Origin of the sequence: Pseudomonas sp. SWRI68, assembly GCF_014269165.1 — a bacterium.
In the GTDB taxonomy this organism is placed as follows: domain Bacteria; phylum Pseudomonadota; class Gammaproteobacteria; order Pseudomonadales; family Pseudomonadaceae; genus Aquipseudomonas; species Aquipseudomonas capeferrum.
Genome location: NZ_JABWRU010000026.1, coordinates 1 through 15,244, shown reverse-complemented (window position 1 = coordinate 15,244; position 15,244 = coordinate 1). Strand labels below are relative to the sequence as shown.

Sequence of the window (15,244 nt, the reverse complement as noted above, 5' to 3'; positions counted from 1 at the left end):
GTCGCGAAAGGCCCGCCAAGCGGGCCCGGCAATCTCAGCCCAAACGCCCCGCCGGCGCATACGGCGCCGGATCAATGATCGGCGCCCCCCCCGTCAGCAAGTCAGTAAACAACTGGCACGAAGCCGGCGCCAGCACCAACCCATTACGGTAATGCCCGCAGTTCAACCACAACCCGTCATGCCCCGGCACCGGCCCAATATACGGGATACCTTCAGGCGACCCCGGCCGCAGCCCCGCCCAATGCCCGACCACCGCGGCATCCTTGAGCTGCGGCAACAGCTCTAGCGCCGAAGCCTTGAGGCTCGCCAGCGCATCCTCGGTCGGGGTCTTGTCGTAGCCGGCATGCTCCAGCGTGCTGCCCACCAGAATGTGCCCGTCACGGCGCGGGATCGCATAGCGCCCCTTGGCCAGCACCATGCTCGGCAAGAAGTCCTCGGCGCACTTGAACAGAATCATCTGCCCCTTCACCGGCGCCACCGGCAGCTCAAGGCCAAGCGTGCGCAGCAGGTCGCCACTCCAGGCGCCAGCACTGAGCACCACGTCATCGGCCTGCAGCACACCGTCCGCTGTCTGCACGCCAGTCACGCGCCCAGCGTCCTGAACAAAGCCGGTGATCTGGCAGTGCTCGCGCAAGGTCACGTTGGGCAATGCCAGCAATGCAGCCTTCAGCGACTTGACCAGCCGCGGGTTACGCACGTTGGCCACGCCCGCCATGTAGATGGCGTGCTTGAAGCCCGGGCCCAGTATCGGCACCGCGTCATAGGCCGCCGAGATATCCACGGCACTCAGTGGCCGCCCCTCGCGTGCCGCCCAGGCCAGCGCTTCGGCCTCGTCGTCCAGGTCGAGCCAGTACAAGCCGGTGGTGTGGACTTCTGGGTCAATACCCGTGCTGGCGAACAGGTGCTCGCCCAGCTGTGGGTAGAAGTCCTGCGACCAATGCGCGAGGGCGGTCACTGCCGGGCTGTAGCGCCAAGGGTACAACGGCGAGACGATGCCGCCGCCCGCCCAGGACGACTCTCGCCCGACCTCGCCCTGGTCACACACCACCACCTGCCCGACGTGCGCCGCCAGGTTGAACGCCGTCAGCAGGCCGATAACCCCGCCGCCGACCACCACTACTTGCTTGCTCATCTGTCGATCCAAACACCTGAAGTAAAACCGCGATGCACCGGGCACCATTCATGCTTCAGCTTCCCCAGCACTGCTCGCTGCTGTCCAGGCTGCCCAGGTTGCTGTGCACGCCTGCATGATCGAGCTGAAAATCACCGCAGCGGTCCTGCGCCATCAGCCCATGCGGCAGCCTGCGGGCGAGCAACAAGAAGGTGTCGCTGTCGCGCTGGGCGTGCAGGCTGTAGTAACGGTTGCCGCTGGGCAGTGCCGGGTCGCCTTCGGCGTATTGGCCGGTGCGAACGCGATGGCGCTCCAGGCGTAGGGCGGCATCCTGCAGCAGACCGACCACTTCGCTGCGTGCGGCGCGCCGAAGCTGCTCGCTGTAACTGGGGTAGGCAATGGCTGCCAGAATGCCGGTCACGGCCACGACAATCAACAACTCGATAAGGCTCAGGCCTTGCTGCATGTCAGGGTTCCCTCAATCGCTGCCGCCAAAGGATGCGCCGCACCTCATCACCTGACAGCGCATACACCGCTTCCAGTACATGCCGCGACCGGGCTTGCCGGCTGACGGCGGTGACCCTGAACAAGGTAGCCTGCTGGCCCTCGGGCAGGTGCGCGGCACGGTCACTTCGGCCAAGGTTCTGCACCTGGAAGAAGCCGCTTGCGGTGCCCTGCCAGTTGCCCTGCAAGTCATGCGGCCGCGGTGGTGGTTGGCAGGGCTGGCACGCTGGGGGCGGTGACAGTTGTAGCTGGGCGGCACCTGCCAGCAATGCCTGCTCGGCTTGCTCGAGTGCCTCGAAACCGTCACGCCACAAGCCAGCCATGCGGGTCTCCACCAGCGCATCGCGCAAGGCCGAGGCCGCGAGCAAGCCAAGCAGCAAGCTCAGCACGAGTGCCAACAGCAACACCACACCGCGCTGGCGCTTCATGGGCCGGCCAGCGGATTGCGCAGCGCCACGCTCAAGGCGTGCTGCTGCTCTATGCCCAGGGTGGGCTCGAACAGCGTCAGGTGCACATCCACCCGCCCACCTTGCGGTGCCTCGACAAACGCCACACGCATCTCACGCACATGGTCGACCAGCGGCTGGCTAGCCCCTCGTCGGCGGAACCGCAAGGTCGTGCCATCCAGCACATAGAGGTGCTGGCTTATGGGGATTGCCAAGGGGTGCTGGCTGCCATCAACTCGCCCGCTGTGCACGTGAGCCTCGTCGATGCAGTTGGTCAGCAGCGTCCAGTCCGGGGCACCGGTGTGCCCGGGCAGCTCGGCCACTACCAGGCTCAGGCTGTTCGCGCCCACCTGCAGGGGCTGGGCGAAGGCTTGAAGCGCTAGCGGGTCGGTGAAGTCGTCGGGCTGCAGGCGCAGGCAGCCGAACATGCCGGCCATGCGAATGTCCTGGGCCATGCGTTGCAACGCCAGGCGGGCATCAGCCTGCAAGCGTGCGGCCGCGCCCTGCAGGCGCCAAGTGTCATGGGCAGACACGAACAATTGGCTGGCCGCTGCCAGCAGCAGCAAACCGATGGCGAGCGCCAGCACCCCCTCGATCAAACCGAAGCCGACTTGTGTGCGGCTCATGGCTGCGCCTTCGGCTCGCCTGCGGCCCTGGCCCGTTCCTGCCGGGTGTGCGCCCACAAGGCGGCCTGTGCATCGTGCCGCGCACTGTCGGTTGCCTGCAGTGCGCGCACCTGCAAGGCGCCAGCGGCAAACATGCCCACCGCCACCACCACCATGGCCAGTAATACCTCGAGGAGCGTCATGCCCCCTTCCATCGCTCGCATCCCTGCGCCCCCTGCGACTTTTCCTGCAACTGATTACTCACTGGGCGACTGGATCAATTGCCCGGCGACCTTGAAGCTGAAGCGAAGCACTTCCAGGGAGAAATGCACGGTGCGGCAACAGGGTGCAACACTGATACAAATGATGTTGGCGCTGGCCATGGCGGCCGTTCTGATACAGCTGGGGATGCCGGCCTACAACGACCTCTCTGAAGGCTTACACAGGGCAACCGCAGCGCGCGACCTGGCACAAGCACTGCGCAGCGCGCGCAGCCACGCGTTGCTGCAAGGCCAGGCGGTGCTGGTGCTGCCGTTGGAAAGTGATTGGGGCAAGGGCTGGCGCGTGATGCTAGGGCACAATCAGCAGGTTCTGCGCGAGCAGCGCCTGGTAAGGCCTCTGAGGATTGTCGCGAATACCGGACAACAGGTGAAGTTCAGCGCACTGGGCGTGCCACAGGGGCGCAACGCCAACTTGCTGGGTGGCACATTGCACATTTGCCAGGCTGGCGCAGCGGCCAGCCAGTACCGGGTGGTACTGGCGACCAGCGGCAGGGTCAGCCTGCGCACAGATGAACTGAGTGAGCCCTTGTGCGCAGGTGCCTGATCAGATCAGCGAGCGAACCCGCAGCTCTTTGGGCATGGAGAAGGTGATGTTCTCCTCGCGCCCATCCAGCTCTTCTGCGCCGGTGGCGCCCCAAGCCCTGAGCTGCTCGATCACGCCGCGCACCAGCACTTCGGGGGCCGAAGCACCCGCTGTGATGCCGATGCGAGCTGCGTCATCGAACCAGGCACGTTGCAGGTCCTCGGCACCGTCGATCAGATAGGCCGGGGTGCTCATGCGCTCGGCCAGCTCACGCAGGCGGTTGGAGTTGGAGCTGTTCGGGCTACCGACCACCAGCACCACGTCACACTCACCGGCCAGTTGCTTGACCGCATCCTGGCGGTTCTGGGTGGCGTAGCAGATGTCGTCCTTGCGCGGGCCACCGATGTTCGGGAAGCGCGCACGCAGGGCATCGATGACACGGCTGGTGTCATCCATCGACAGCGTGGTCTGGGTGACGAAGGCCAGGTGGTCCGGGTCGCGCACCTGCAGCTTGGCGACATCGTCCTCGTCTTCGACAAGGTAGATGGCGCCGCCGTTGCTGGCGTCGTATTGCCCCATGGTGCCTTCGACTTCCGGGTGCCCCTCGTGGCCGATGAGAATGCACTCACGGCCGTCGCGGCTGTACTTGGCGACTTCGATGTGCACCTTGGTCACCAACGGGCAGGTGGCGTCGAACACCTTCAGGCCACGCCCAGCGGCTTCCTGGCGCACGGCCTGGGAAACACCATGGGCACTGAAGATGACGATGACGTCATCCGGCACCTGGTCCAGCTCTTCGACGAAGATGGCACCGCGGTTGCGCAGGTCTTCGACCACGAACTTGTTGTGCACCACTTCATGGCGCACGTAGATCGGCGGGCCGAAGACTTCCAGGGCACGGTTGACGATCTCGATCGCCCGGTCGACCCCCGCGCAAAAACCGCGAGGGTTGGCGAGTTTGATTTGCATGCTCGGCTCCAGGCTTACAAGGCCTTCACGTCGAGGATCTGCACCTCGAAGCTCAGGGTCTTGCCAGCCAGTGGGTGATTGAAGTCGATGGTCACCTGCGCGTCATCGAAGGCTTTGACCACGCCCGGCAGCTCGGCGTTTGCGGCGTCGTTGAAGATCACCAGCAGGCCTTCGGACAACTCCATGTCGGTGAACTGCGAACGCGGCATGATTTGCACGTTCTGCGGGTTCGGCTGGCCGAAGGCGTTTTCCGGGGCCACGGTGACGGTGCGCTTGTCGCCGGCCTTGAAGCCGAACAGCGCGGCTTCGAAACCTGGCAGCAGGTTGCCGTCACCTACCTTGAACACGGCAGGCGACTTGTCGAACGTGCTGTCGACGGTGTCGCCGTTTTCCAGGTGCAGTGCGAAGTGCAGGGTGACTTCGGTGTTCTGGCCGATACGGGTGTCAGTCATGGACCGGATCCTCGGACTTCTTGCTCTTGAACATATCCAGCGCCAGCATCACCGCGCCAACGGTGATGGCGCTGTCGGCCACGTTGAAGGCCGGGAAGTAATGGCGGTTTTGCCAGTGCACCAGGATGAAGTCGACCACATGGCCCAGCACGACGCGGTCGTACAGGTTGCCAATGGCGCCACCCAGCACCAGCGCCAGCGCCACGGCCAGCCAGGTTTCGTTGCGCCCCAGGCGCTTGAGCCACACCACCAGTACGGCACTGACCACCACGGCGATCAGGGCGAACAGCCAGCGCTGCCAGCCAGCGCCATCAGCGAGGAAGCTGAAAGCGGCGCCGGTGTTGTAGGCCAAGGTCCAGCTGAAGTAGTCAGGGATGACCACAATCTGCTGGTACATGCTCAAGGCGTTGTTGAAATACAGCTTGGTGGCCTGGTCGAGGACCAGGACCAGCAAGCTCAGCCAAAGCCATGCAAGGCGCCCGAAGCGCCCCACTGCCGGGTTAGGCATAGTGACGCACCTCGCCCGAGCCGCTCAGGTTATCGACGCAACGGCTGCAGATTTCCGGGTGCTCCGGGTGGCTGCCGACGTCGGCGCGGAAGTGCCAGCAACGGCCGCACTTGGCATGGCCGGACTTCACCACTTTCAGCTTGAGGCCTTCGACTTCGGTAGCCACGGCGTCAGCCGGTGCCTGCACGAACGGCACCACGCTCGCAGCCGAGGTGATCAGCACGAAGCGCAGCTCGTCGCCCAGCTTGCTCAGGTCGGCGCTCAGGCCTTCGTCAGCGTACAGGGTGACTTCGGCCTGCAGGTTGCCGCCGATGACCTTGGCAGTACGCTGGTTTTCCAGCTCCTTGTTGACCGACGCCTTGACCGCCATGACGCGATCCCAGTAGGCACGGTCCAGCTCGGTGCCTTCCGGCAGCTCGCTCAGGCCCTGGTACCAGCCGTTGAGCATCACCGACTCGTTGCGCTCGCCCGGCAGGTACTGCCAGATTTCGTCAGCGGTGAAGGCCAGGATCGGTGCGATCCAGCGCACCAGCGCCTCGCTGATGTGGTACAGCGCCGACTGGCACGAACGACGGGCAACACTGTTGGCGCCGGTGGTGTACTGGCGGTCCTTGATGATGTCGAGGTAGAAGCCACCCAGCTCCTGCACGCAGAAGTTGTGGATCTTCGAGTAGACGTTCCAGAAACGGTACTCGCTGTAGTGCTCTTCCAGCTCGCGCTGCAGCAGCAGCGTGCGGTCCACAGCCCAACGGTCCAGGGCCAGCATGTCCTCGGGGGCCAGCAGGTCGCGGGCCGGGTCGAAGCCCGACAGGTTGGAAAGCAGGAAGCGCGCGGTGTTGCGAATACGCCGGTAGGCATCGGCACTGCGCTGCAGGATCTGCTCGGAAACCGCCATCTCACCCGAGTAGTCGGTGGCCGAAACCCACAGGCGCAGGATGTCGGCACCCAGGGTGTTGTTGACCTTCTCCGGCTCGATGGTGTTGCCCAGCGACTTGGACATCTTGCGGCCGTTTTCGTCCACGGTGAAGCCGTGGGTCAACAGCTCGCGGTACGGCGCGTGGTTGTCGATGGCGCAACCGGTCAGCAACGACGAGTGGAACCAGCCACGGTGCTGGTCGGAACCTTCCAGGTACAGGTCGGCGACCGGGCCGGTGGCGTGGCCGATGTCGTGCGAACCCCGCAGCACGTGCCAGTGGGTGGTGCCGGAGTCGAACCACACGTCCAGGGTGTCGGTGATCTTGTCGTACTGGCCGGCTTCGTCACCGAGCAGTTCGGCGGCGTCCAGCTTGAACCAGGCCTCGATGCCCTCTTGCTCGACGCGCTTGGCCACGGCTTCCATCAGTTCGACAGTGCGCGGGTGCAGTTCGCCGGTCTGCTTGTGCAGGAAGAACGGGATCGGCACACCCCAGTTGCGCTGACGCGAGATGCACCAGTCCGGGCGGTTGGCGATCATCGAGTGCAGGCGCGCCTGGCCCCAGGCCGGGACGAACTTGGTTTCTTCGATGGCCTTGAGCGCGCGCTCACGCAGCGGCTCGCCGGTGCTTGGCTGCTTGTCCATGCCGACGAACCACTGCGCGGTGGCGCGGTAGATCAGCGGGGTCTTGTGGCGCCAGCAGTGCATGTAGCTGTGGCTGATGGTTTCGGTGTGCATCAGCGCGCCGACTTCGCTCAGCTTCTCGACGATGGCGGGGTTGGCCTTCCAGATGAACTGGCCGCCGAAGAAGTCCAGCGACTCGACGTACACGCCATTGCTCTGCACCGGCGTGAGGATGTCGTCGTTGACCATGCCGTAGCGCTTGCAGGTGACGAAGTCGTCTTCACCGTAGGCTGGCGCGGAGTGAACCACACCGGTACCGGCGCCCAGCTCGACGTAGTCGGCCAGGTAGATCGGCGACAGGCGGTCGTAGAACGGGTGGCGGAAGTTGACCAGCTCCAGGGCCGAACCCTGGGCGGTGGCGATGACCGAACCTTCCAGGTTGTAACGCTTGAGGCACGCCTCGACCAGCTCTTCGGCCAGTACCAGCAGGCGCTCGCCGGTGTCGACCAGGGCGTACTTGAACTCCGGGTGGATGTTCAGCGCCTGGTTGGCCGGGATGGTCCACGGGGTGGTGGTCCAGATCACGATGGCGGCGGGCTTGGCCAGCGCGGCCAGGCCAAAGGCGGCGGCCAGCTTGTCGGCATCGGCGGCCGGGAAGGCCACGTCGATGGTCTGGGATTTCTTGTCGGCGTATTCGACCTCGGCTTCGGCCAGTGCCGAACCGCAATCGAAGCACCAGTTCACAGGCTTGAGGCCCTTGAACACGAAGCCTTGCTTGACCATCTCGGCCAGGGCACGGATTTCACCGGCCTCGTTGGCGAAGTTCATGGTCTTGTAGGGGTTGTCCCAGTCGCCCAGCACACCCAGGCGGATGAACTCGGTCTTCTGCCCTTCGATCTGCTCGGCGGCGTACTCACGGCACAGTTCACGGGTGCGGTCGGCAGACAGGTGCTTGCCGTGGGTGACTTCGACCTTGTGTTCGATCGGCAGGCCATGGCAGTCCCAGCCCGGCACGTACGGGGCATCAAAGCCCGCCAGGGTCTTGGAACGGACGATCATGTCCTTGAGGATCTTGTTCAGCGCATGACCGATGTGGATCTTGCCGTTGGCATAGGGCGGGCCGTCGTGCAGGACGAACTTCGGACGATCCTTGCCAATTTCGCGCAGCTTCTGGTACAGGCCAATGCTGTCCCAGCGCTGCAGAATCTGCGGTTCGCGCTGAGGCAGGCCGGCCTTCATCGGGAAGGCGGTGTCCGGAAGGTTTAGCGTGGCTTTGTAGTCGGTCATTTCAGGCTCTTCGTTAGCGGTTGAGCGTGCCAATGTGCACGTGCGGCGGCGATGTCCGCGTCGATCGCCGACTTCAGCGCCTCAAGGGAGGCGAATCGCTGCTCTTCACGCAGCTTGTGGTGGAACTCCACCGTCAGACGCCGGCCATACAGGTCGCCGGCATAATCCAGAAGATGAATCTCCAGGTGCGGGCGCCCATCACCGGCAACGGTGGGGCGCACGCCGATATTGCCGACACCCGGCCAGGCCTTGCCGTCGATTACGATGCTGGCCAGGTAAACCCCGGACAGCGGCACGCGGCGGCGCTTGAGCTGAATGTTGGCGGTGGGCGTGCCGAGTTGGCGCGCCAGTTTCTGGCCGTGCAAGACCCGGCCAGTGATGCGGTACGGGCGGCCCAGCAAGTGCTCGGCCAACTCGAAGTTACCTTCGGCCAGAGCCTTGCGCACTTCGGTGCTGCTGACCCGCAGGCCGTCCTGGATTACGGTGTTGGCGGCTTCGACGGTAAACCCATACTTGTCGCCCGCCTCGACCAGGAAGGCGAAATCGCCCGCGCGGTCGCAGCCGAAGCGGAAGTCGTCGCCCACTTCGAGGTGACGCACGCCCAGGCCGTCGACCAGGATGGCTTTGACGAATTCATCGGCGCTGAGTTTGCTCAGGCGCTGATTGAACGCCAGGCACAACACCCGGTCGATGCCTTCGGCAGCCAGCAGCTCGATTTTGTCGCGCAGCCGCGCCAAGCGTGCCGGCGCGGTATCGGGGGCAAAGTATTCGCGCGGCTGTGGCTCGAAGATCACCACGCAGGTCGGCAGGCCAAGTGCTTGGCCACGCTCGCGCAAACGCGCCAGGATTGCCTGGTGGCCGCGGTGAACCCCGTCGAAGTTGCCAATGGTGGCGACACAGCCCCGGTGCTCGGGGCGCAGGTTGTGAAGACCTCGAACCAGCTGCATAACGCGCTTCTTGCTCATAAAGTGGCCGATTATAACCACACCCGGGCGCCGGTGACAGGCAGCAGCGCCCGGGGGTGGCGTGGAATGCGAAAAACCGACGCCTGACGTGCGCTTGGCTTCAGTGCAGGGCCTTGCGGGCGAAATGCCGAGGCCGGAAGCCGCACAGGTACAGGCAGCCGAAATACGTGACGATACCTGCCAGGATCAACGCCCCGAGACGCACGAAGCGCTCGAGCATGCCACCCTGCTCCCAGGCCGGCATATAGTGCATGCCCGCCAGCAATACCGCCGACATCAATGTCACTGCCAACACCAGTTTGAACAGGAACCTGGTCCATCCGGGTTGCGGTTCGAACAGCCCTTGGCTGCGCAGCTTCCAGAACAGCAGGCCGGCATTCAGGCAGGCCCCGAGGCTGATCGCCAGGGCCAGCCCGGCATGTGCCAGCGGGCCGACCAGGGCCAGGTTCAACAATTGGGTGCAGACCAGCGTGAACACCGCGATCTTCACCGGCGTGCGGATATTCTGCTGCGCATAGAAGCCGGGTGCCAGTACCTTGACCAGAATGATCGCCAACAGGCCCACAGAATAGGCAACCAGTGCGCGCTGGGTCATGGCCGCATCGAACGCGCTGAACTTGCCGTACTGGAACAGCGCCACGGTCAGCGGCTCGGCGAGGATGGCCATTGCCAGGGTGCAGGGCAACACCAGCAAAAAGCACAGACGCAGGCCCCAGTCGAGGATACGTGAGTACTCTTCGCGGTCTTTATTAGCGTAAGTCTTGGCCAGGGTAGGCAGCAGGATGGTGCCCAACGCCACGCCCAGCACGCCGGACGGCAGCTCCATGAGCCGATCGGCGTAGTACATCCACGACACCGAGCCGGCCACCAGGAACGAGGCGAAGATGGTGTTGATGATCAGCGATATCTGGCTGACCGAGACCCCGAGAATCGCCGGCAGCATCTGCTTGAGCACGCGCCATACACCCGTGTCGCGCAGGTTCAGGCGGGGCAGCACGAGCATGCCGATCTTCTTCAGCGCTGGCAGTTGATACAGCAGCTGGGCCAGGCCGCCCGCCAGTACACCCCAGCCCAACGCCATGATCGGCGGGTCGAAATACGGCGTGAGCACCACGGCGAAAAAGATCATCGCCACGTTCAGCAAGGTCGGGGTGAACGCAGGGACCGAGAAGCGGTTCCAGGTATTGAGGATCGCCCCCGCCAGGGACGACAGCGATATCAGCAATATATAAGGAAACGTCACCCGCAACAGGTCGGTGGTGAGTGCGTATTTTTCGGCACTGTTGACGAACCCTGGCGCGGTCGCCCACACCACCCAAGGCGCGGCAAGGATGCCAACGACGGTGACCAGGGCCAGGACCAGGGTCAGCAGACCGCTGACATAGGCAATGAAGGTACGGGTGGCCTCATCGCCCTGCTGGGTCTTGTACTCGGCCAGGATGGGCACAAAAGCCTGCGAGAACGCACCTTCGGCGAAGATCCGTCGCAGCAGGTTGGGCAACTTGAAGGCGATGAAAAAGGCATCAGTGGCGATGCCGGCACCAAAGACACGCGCCAGGATGGTGTCGCGCACAAAGCCCAACACCCTGGAAATCATGGTGATCGAGCTGACCGCGGCCAGAGATTTCAGCAAATTCATCGAAAAGATTCACGTCAGAGACAGAGGACGCTGCAGAGAGCGTTCGAATGTGCGATACTCCCGCGCCTTCGCAGGGGAGCCAAAATTCCCGAGTTTACAGGTCGCGCAGCAGAAAGGAATCTTTCCCTCTTGTTGGCGCACCGCTCGGCGGAACCTTGCAGGTGGCCTTGACATCCGTTCGACTGATCGGCATGATTCGCGGCCTATTTTGTTTGCTATTTACCTAAAGTCTTTCGAGGAGCTCGACGGTGGCCAACACACCTTCCGCCAAGAAACGTGCAAAACAGGCTGAGAAGCGTCGCAGCCACAACGCCAGCCTGCGTTCCATGGTCCGCACCTACATCAAGAATGTAGTTAAAGCCATCGACGCAAAAGACGCTGAAAAAGCGCAAGCCGCTTACGTTCTGGCTGTACCAGTAATCGACCGCATGGCCGATAAAGGTATCATCCACAAGAACAAAGCTGCTCGCCACAAAGGCCGTCTGAATGGCCACATCAAGGCGCTGAAAGAAGCTGCAGCTGCCTAAGCGACATGCTTGTCAAAAAACCGACCCTAGGGTCGGTTTTTTGTTGCCTGCGATTTAACTGTTTACCCGCGCGCTGCTAGCAGGAGCGCCCTTGCCGGGGCGCCCCTCCTGTTGAATCACTTGGCGATCGGGATCTTCGGCGCCCACTGCAGCCACTGATCCTCTGCCTTGTCGAACAGGGCAAAGGTCTGCTGCGGCCGCGCGGGGTTGCCCATCTGCTCGCCATCCGGCGTGGCAAAGGCAATACCGCCATCGATGAGCGTCTCCAGCGATTCGGTACGCACCGTGGCTCCCTTGAACAGCCCCCAATCGAAACCAAACCCGCTGCTGTTCCAGAAGCGGCTGCCACTGCGCACCAATGCTGCGTAGCGCGGCTCGATAAGGATATGAATCAGCACGCGGTCGGCACTCTGGCCCAGTTCGAAGCCTGTCACCTTGCCTACCGCGACCTCACGGTAAGTAACCGGCACACCCGGCTTGATCGAGCCGCGCCGCGGGGCGCTGAGCGTCAACGGCAGGCCGACTTCCGGCCCTGCAACCTGCGGGGCATCGGCCAGGGCAATAAAGTCGCGCTGGGTGCCCTTGTCCTTGGCCGCCGGCTGCACTTCCAGGTACTGCCCACCAATCAAGGTGTCGAGGTTTTCGGTGCGCACCAGGCCCAACGCAGGCTTGACCACCCAGAATTGCGTACCGACGCGTGCAATACGCTCCGGCGCTTCGGTAATGCGTGCCCGCAACATCACGGCCTGCAAGTCTGCAGTCAGGTCGACACTTTCGATGCTGCCGACGTCCAGGCCACGGAAGCGAATCGGCGTACCCGGCTTCAAACCGTCGGCTCGGTCCACACGAATGGTGATCAATGTACCCGCCCGGTTAACCGCCTCCTGGCTCTCATGCAGCCGGAAGCGTGGAATATGGCGTTTGAGCACCACATTGGGCCTTGGCGTGTCGAAGGCGATACCGCCCGCCATGAGCGTCTGCAGGGATTCGCTCTTGATCTTGATGCCCGACAGCCCACCGGTCAGGGTAATGCCACTGACATTCCAGAAGCGCGATGAGCCGTTCACCAGCTTCTCGTACTCCTTCTCGATATGCACACCGATCAGGATCCGGTTGCTGTTGCGCGCAAACTGGTAGCTCTGCACGCTGCCCACCTTCACCTGGCGGTACATCACCGGGCTACCGATTTCCAGCGAGCCCAGGGTATCGGCGAACAGCACCATGTGCAGGCCCGGCGCCTTCAGGTCAAGCGGCGGCGCCTTGGGCCGTGCCTCGAACTCCCGCAGCGGCTTGTCGCCCTTCTCCCCGGGGCGAATGGCAATGTAGTTACCTTTTACCAAGGCCTCCAGGCCGGTAATGCCCGCCAGCGAGATGGACGGCTTGACCACCCAGAACTGCGTACCTTCGACCAGGTAGTCCTCGGTGAGTGGGTCGAGGGTCAGCTCGGCCATGGCGCTGCCCAGGTTGTCTTCCATCTTCAGCGCTTTCAGCGAGCCGACCTGGATGCCCTTGTACATCACCGGCGTGCGACCCGCCTGCAGGCCTTCGTAGTCACTCAGCTTGACCTTGATGCGGATCCCGGCCTGGGCTGCATCGAAGTCTTCATACAGGCGAAACGGCAGGCTGGGGTCGGTTGGCGGGCTGTCCTTGCGGTATTCCGGCGTCGCGAAGGCGATGCCACCGGCGACGATGCTCGACAGCGACTCGCTGCGCACCTTCACACCCGACAGGCTGGCATCGATGCTGATACCGCTGGCGTTCCAGAAACGCGTGTGTTTGCGCACCAGGCTGGCGTAGGCCGGCTGGATGAACACTTTGATCTCGACAGTGTCCTGGTCATCGGAAAGCCGGTAACTCTTCACCCGGCCGACCTGGATCTGCTTGTAGAACACCGGGCTGTCGCGATTGAGCGAACCCAGCCGCTCAGCCTTGAGTGTCAGGTGCAAGCCCGGCTCACTGTCAGACAAGGGCGGCGCCGTAGACAAGGCCTTGAAGCGCTTGGCCTTCTCCCCTTCGCCAGGGCTGACGGCGATGTAGTTACCCGAGACCAAGGTTTCCAGGCCGGAAATACCCGCCAGGCTGACGCTTGGCTTGACCAGCCAGAAGCGCGTCCCGGTAGTCAGGTGCGGCTCGGCTGCCTTGTTCATTTCAATGGTGGCAATCACACCCTGGTTGGCACCCTTGGCATCCAGCACCAACGCCGTCACCTTGCCGACCGGCATGCCCTTGTAGATGACTTCGGTCTTGTTGGCGACGATCCCTTCACCCGTGGTAAAGCGAACCTCGATTTCCACGCCCGCATCACGGTAGGCCTGCCATGCCAGCCAGCCCCCGATCATCAACGCGATCAGCGGCAGGATCCAGATGGCCGACCAGTTCGAAGCTGGGCGGGTTTTTGCCGTAGGCAGGTCACTCATGGTCGTCATCCGACTCCGTGTTATCCCAAATCAGTCGGGGATCGAAAGTTAAAGCAGCAAGCATCGTCAGAATCACCACACTGGCGAAGGCGACAGCGCCCAGGTTGGCTTCGACACTGGCAATTCGCCCGAAATTCACCACCGCTACCAGGATGGCGATGACGAAGATATCGAGCATGGACCAGCGCCCAATGAATTCGATAAAGCGGTACATCAGGATCCGTTGGCGCGCCGAAAGCGGCTGGCGGCGCTGAACCGAGTACAGCAGCAAGCCAATACCCACCAGTTTGAAGGTAGGTACCAGAATACTGGCGATGAACACCACGGCAGCGATGGGCACCATGCCGTGCTTGAGCAGGGTAATGACGCCGGACATGATGGTATCGGGGCTACCCTGGCCAAGGGTGCTGACGGTCATGATCGGCAACAGATTGGCAGGGATGTACAGAATGGAAGCCGCAATCAGCAACGCCCAGGTACGCACGATACTGTTCGGTCGACGGCCATGCACAATGGCCCCACAGCGCGTGCACGTCTGCGAGGCGCTGTCGGCCTCCTGCCTGTTCAATTGGTGACACTCATTGCAGACCAGGATGCCTGCATCAATCGCCCGCATGGAGATCCTCCCCCGAAAGCGCACTCCAGATCTGATGCGGTGACATCACCACTTCGAGCCATACCTGAATCAACAGCAGACTGATGAAACAGAACAGCCCCAACCCCACGGTCAGTTCAGCCAGGTCCACCAGTTTGACGATCGCAACCAGCACGCCCATGAAGTAGACCTCGAGCATGCCCCAGTCGCGCAAGTGGTGATAGATGCGGTAGAACAACAGGCCATAGCTGCGCCCCACATCCAGCCGAATGCTCAGCAGTACCGCCAACTGGCACAGCAACTTTGCCAAAGGAATGGCCATGCTGCACAGGAAGACCACCACGGCCACGCCGCGCATTTGTGAATTGTACAGGCCCACCACCCCGCTCCAGACCGTGTCGTCCGAAGTCTGGCCAAGCAGGTGCAGCTGCATGATCGGCAAAAAATTGGCCGGCACAAAAAGCAGTAATGCCGTCAGTACCAGGGCCAGGCTGCGGTTGACCACATTGTGCCGGTGGGCGTAAAGCTCATAGCCGCAGCGCGGGCACAGGGCTTTTTCATCGTGCTGCAGCACTGGCTTGCGCAGCAACAGGTCGCATTCGTGACAAGCAACGAGTTCGTCCAGCGGCAAGTGGGCCAGTGCTTCGGGTTCGACAGGGTTGGGCATATCGAGCTTCTGAAAGGGTGCGTGGGCTCTATTCTAGTGATCTGGCTCGAAATGTGGGAGGCGACTATTGACCGGTTTGAGCCCGGTGTTTGTGCGAGACAAAGACAAAACCCCTACCTGCTTGCGCAGATAGGGGTTTTGCGAAATGAATCTTGACGATGACCTACTCTCACATGGGGAGACCCCACACTACCATCGGCGATGCATCGTT

16 protein-coding genes are annotated in these 15,244 nt (G+C 62.8%); 2 read left to right on the top strand and 14 right to left on the bottom strand.

The features are described 5' to 3' along the window. Positions 1 to 34 precede the first annotated feature (34 nt). The 5 genes from thiO to HU770_RS24230 are packed head-to-tail and all read right to left on the bottom strand — an operon-like array spanning position 35 to position 2,890. On the bottom strand, positions 35 to 1,132 hold the full coding sequence (thiO, locus tag HU770_RS24250) for a glycine oxidase ThiO (protein WP_033701452.1): 1,098 nt from the start codon (positions 1,130 to 1,132) through the stop codon (positions 35 to 37). 55 nt (positions 1,133 to 1,187) lie between these two features. Next, on the bottom strand, positions 1,188 to 1,577 hold the full coding sequence (locus HU770_RS24245) for a type IV pilin protein (RefSeq protein WP_033701454.1): 390 nt from the start codon (positions 1,575 to 1,577) through the stop codon (positions 1,188 to 1,190). 1 nt (position 1,578) lies between these two features. Beyond that, on the bottom strand, positions 1,579 to 2,043 hold the full coding sequence (locus HU770_RS24240) for a hypothetical protein (RefSeq protein ID WP_186660621.1): 465 nt from the start codon (positions 2,041 to 2,043) through the stop codon (positions 1,579 to 1,581). Then, a complete protein-coding gene (locus tag HU770_RS24235; RefSeq protein ID WP_186660623.1) occupies positions 2,040 to 2,687 on the bottom strand; it encodes a pilus assembly protein PilW in 648 nt (215 codons plus the stop codon). Before HU770_RS24235 ends, HU770_RS24240 begins: the two co-directional genes overlap by 4 nt. Then, positions 2,684 to 2,890: a prepilin-type N-terminal cleavage/methylation domain-containing protein gene (locus HU770_RS24230; RefSeq protein ID WP_186660625.1), complete on the bottom strand. Its 207-nt coding sequence runs from the start codon at positions 2,888 to 2,890 to the stop codon at positions 2,684 to 2,686. Before HU770_RS24230 ends, HU770_RS24235 begins: the two co-directional genes overlap by 4 nt. Positions 2,891 to 2,999: 109 nt before the next feature. On the opposite strand from HU770_RS24230, the gene HU770_RS24225 reads away from it, so the two are divergent. After that, a complete protein-coding gene (locus HU770_RS24225) occupies positions 3,000 to 3,491 on the top strand; it encodes a GspH/FimT family pseudopilin (RefSeq protein WP_186660627.1) in 492 nt (163 codons plus the stop codon). Here the strand turns inward: HU770_RS24225 and ispH are convergent, their stop codons facing one another. The 6 genes from ispH to murJ all read right to left on the bottom strand — a co-directional run bounded on the left by ispH (position 3,492) and on the right by murJ (position 10,827). Beyond that, positions 3,492 to 4,439, bottom strand: coding sequence for a 4-hydroxy-3-methylbut-2-enyl diphosphate reductase (gene ispH / locus HU770_RS24220; RefSeq protein WP_186660629.1), 948 nt, complete (start codon positions 4,437 to 4,439; stop codon positions 3,492 to 3,494). A gap of 14 nt (positions 4,440 to 4,453) precedes the next feature. Then, positions 4,454 to 4,891, bottom strand: a complete 438-nt coding sequence (fkpB, locus tag HU770_RS24215; RefSeq protein ID WP_033701461.1) for an FKBP-type peptidyl-prolyl cis-trans isomerase — start codon at positions 4,889 to 4,891, stop codon at positions 4,454 to 4,456. After that, positions 4,884 to 5,399 carry a signal peptidase II gene (gene lspA / locus HU770_RS24210; protein ID WP_033701462.1) on the bottom strand — a complete coding sequence of 172 codons (516 nt, stop codon included), beginning with the start codon at positions 5,397 to 5,399 and terminating at the stop codon, positions 4,884 to 4,886. The genes fkpB and lspA overlap by 8 nt, the downstream gene beginning before the upstream one ends. After that, on the bottom strand, positions 5,392 to 8,223 hold the full coding sequence (gene ileS, locus HU770_RS24205; RefSeq protein WP_186665972.1) for an isoleucine--tRNA ligase: 2,832 nt from the start codon (positions 8,221 to 8,223) through the stop codon (positions 5,392 to 5,394). The genes lspA and ileS overlap by 8 nt, the downstream gene beginning before the upstream one ends. After that, positions 8,220 to 9,170 (bottom strand): bifunctional riboflavin kinase/FAD synthetase, encoded by a 951-nt coding sequence (gene ribF, locus HU770_RS24200; protein ID WP_186660639.1) that lies wholly within the window; start codon positions 9,168 to 9,170, stop codon positions 8,220 to 8,222. Before ribF ends, ileS begins: the two co-directional genes overlap by 4 nt. Before the next feature lie 118 nt (positions 9,171 to 9,288). Beyond that, positions 9,289 to 10,827: a murein biosynthesis integral membrane protein MurJ gene (gene murJ / locus HU770_RS24195; protein WP_047582844.1), complete on the bottom strand. Its 1,539-nt coding sequence runs from the start codon at positions 10,825 to 10,827 to the stop codon at positions 9,289 to 9,291. Between the two features lie 248 nt (positions 10,828 to 11,075). Here murJ and rpsT point away from each other — a divergent pair, with 248 nt between their 5' ends. Then, positions 11,076 to 11,354: a 30S ribosomal protein S20 gene (gene rpsT, locus HU770_RS24190; RefSeq protein ID WP_003247625.1), complete on the top strand. Its 279-nt coding sequence runs from the start codon at positions 11,076 to 11,078 to the stop codon at positions 11,352 to 11,354. Positions 11,355 to 11,470: 116 nt separating this feature from the next. Here rpsT and HU770_RS24185 read toward each other — a convergent pair whose 3' ends face one another. The 3 genes from HU770_RS24185 to HU770_RS24175 are packed head-to-tail and all read right to left on the bottom strand — an operon-like array spanning position 11,471 to position 15,033. Then, the gene (locus HU770_RS24185; RefSeq protein WP_186665963.1) at positions 11,471 to 13,771 is read right to left on the bottom strand and encodes an MlaD family protein; all 2,301 of its coding nucleotides are present in this window, start codon (positions 13,769 to 13,771) and stop codon (positions 11,471 to 11,473) included. Next, a complete protein-coding gene (locus HU770_RS24180) occupies positions 13,764 to 14,387 on the bottom strand; it encodes a paraquat-inducible protein A (RefSeq protein WP_033701470.1) in 624 nt (207 codons plus the stop codon). The genes HU770_RS24185 and HU770_RS24180 overlap by 8 nt, the downstream gene beginning before the upstream one ends. Beyond that, positions 14,374 to 15,033 carry a paraquat-inducible protein A gene (locus HU770_RS24175; protein WP_033701471.1) on the bottom strand — a complete coding sequence of 220 codons (660 nt, stop codon included), beginning with the start codon at positions 15,031 to 15,033 and terminating at the stop codon, positions 14,374 to 14,376. Before HU770_RS24175 ends, HU770_RS24180 begins: the two co-directional genes overlap by 14 nt. Positions 15,034 to 15,244 lie beyond the last annotated feature (211 nt).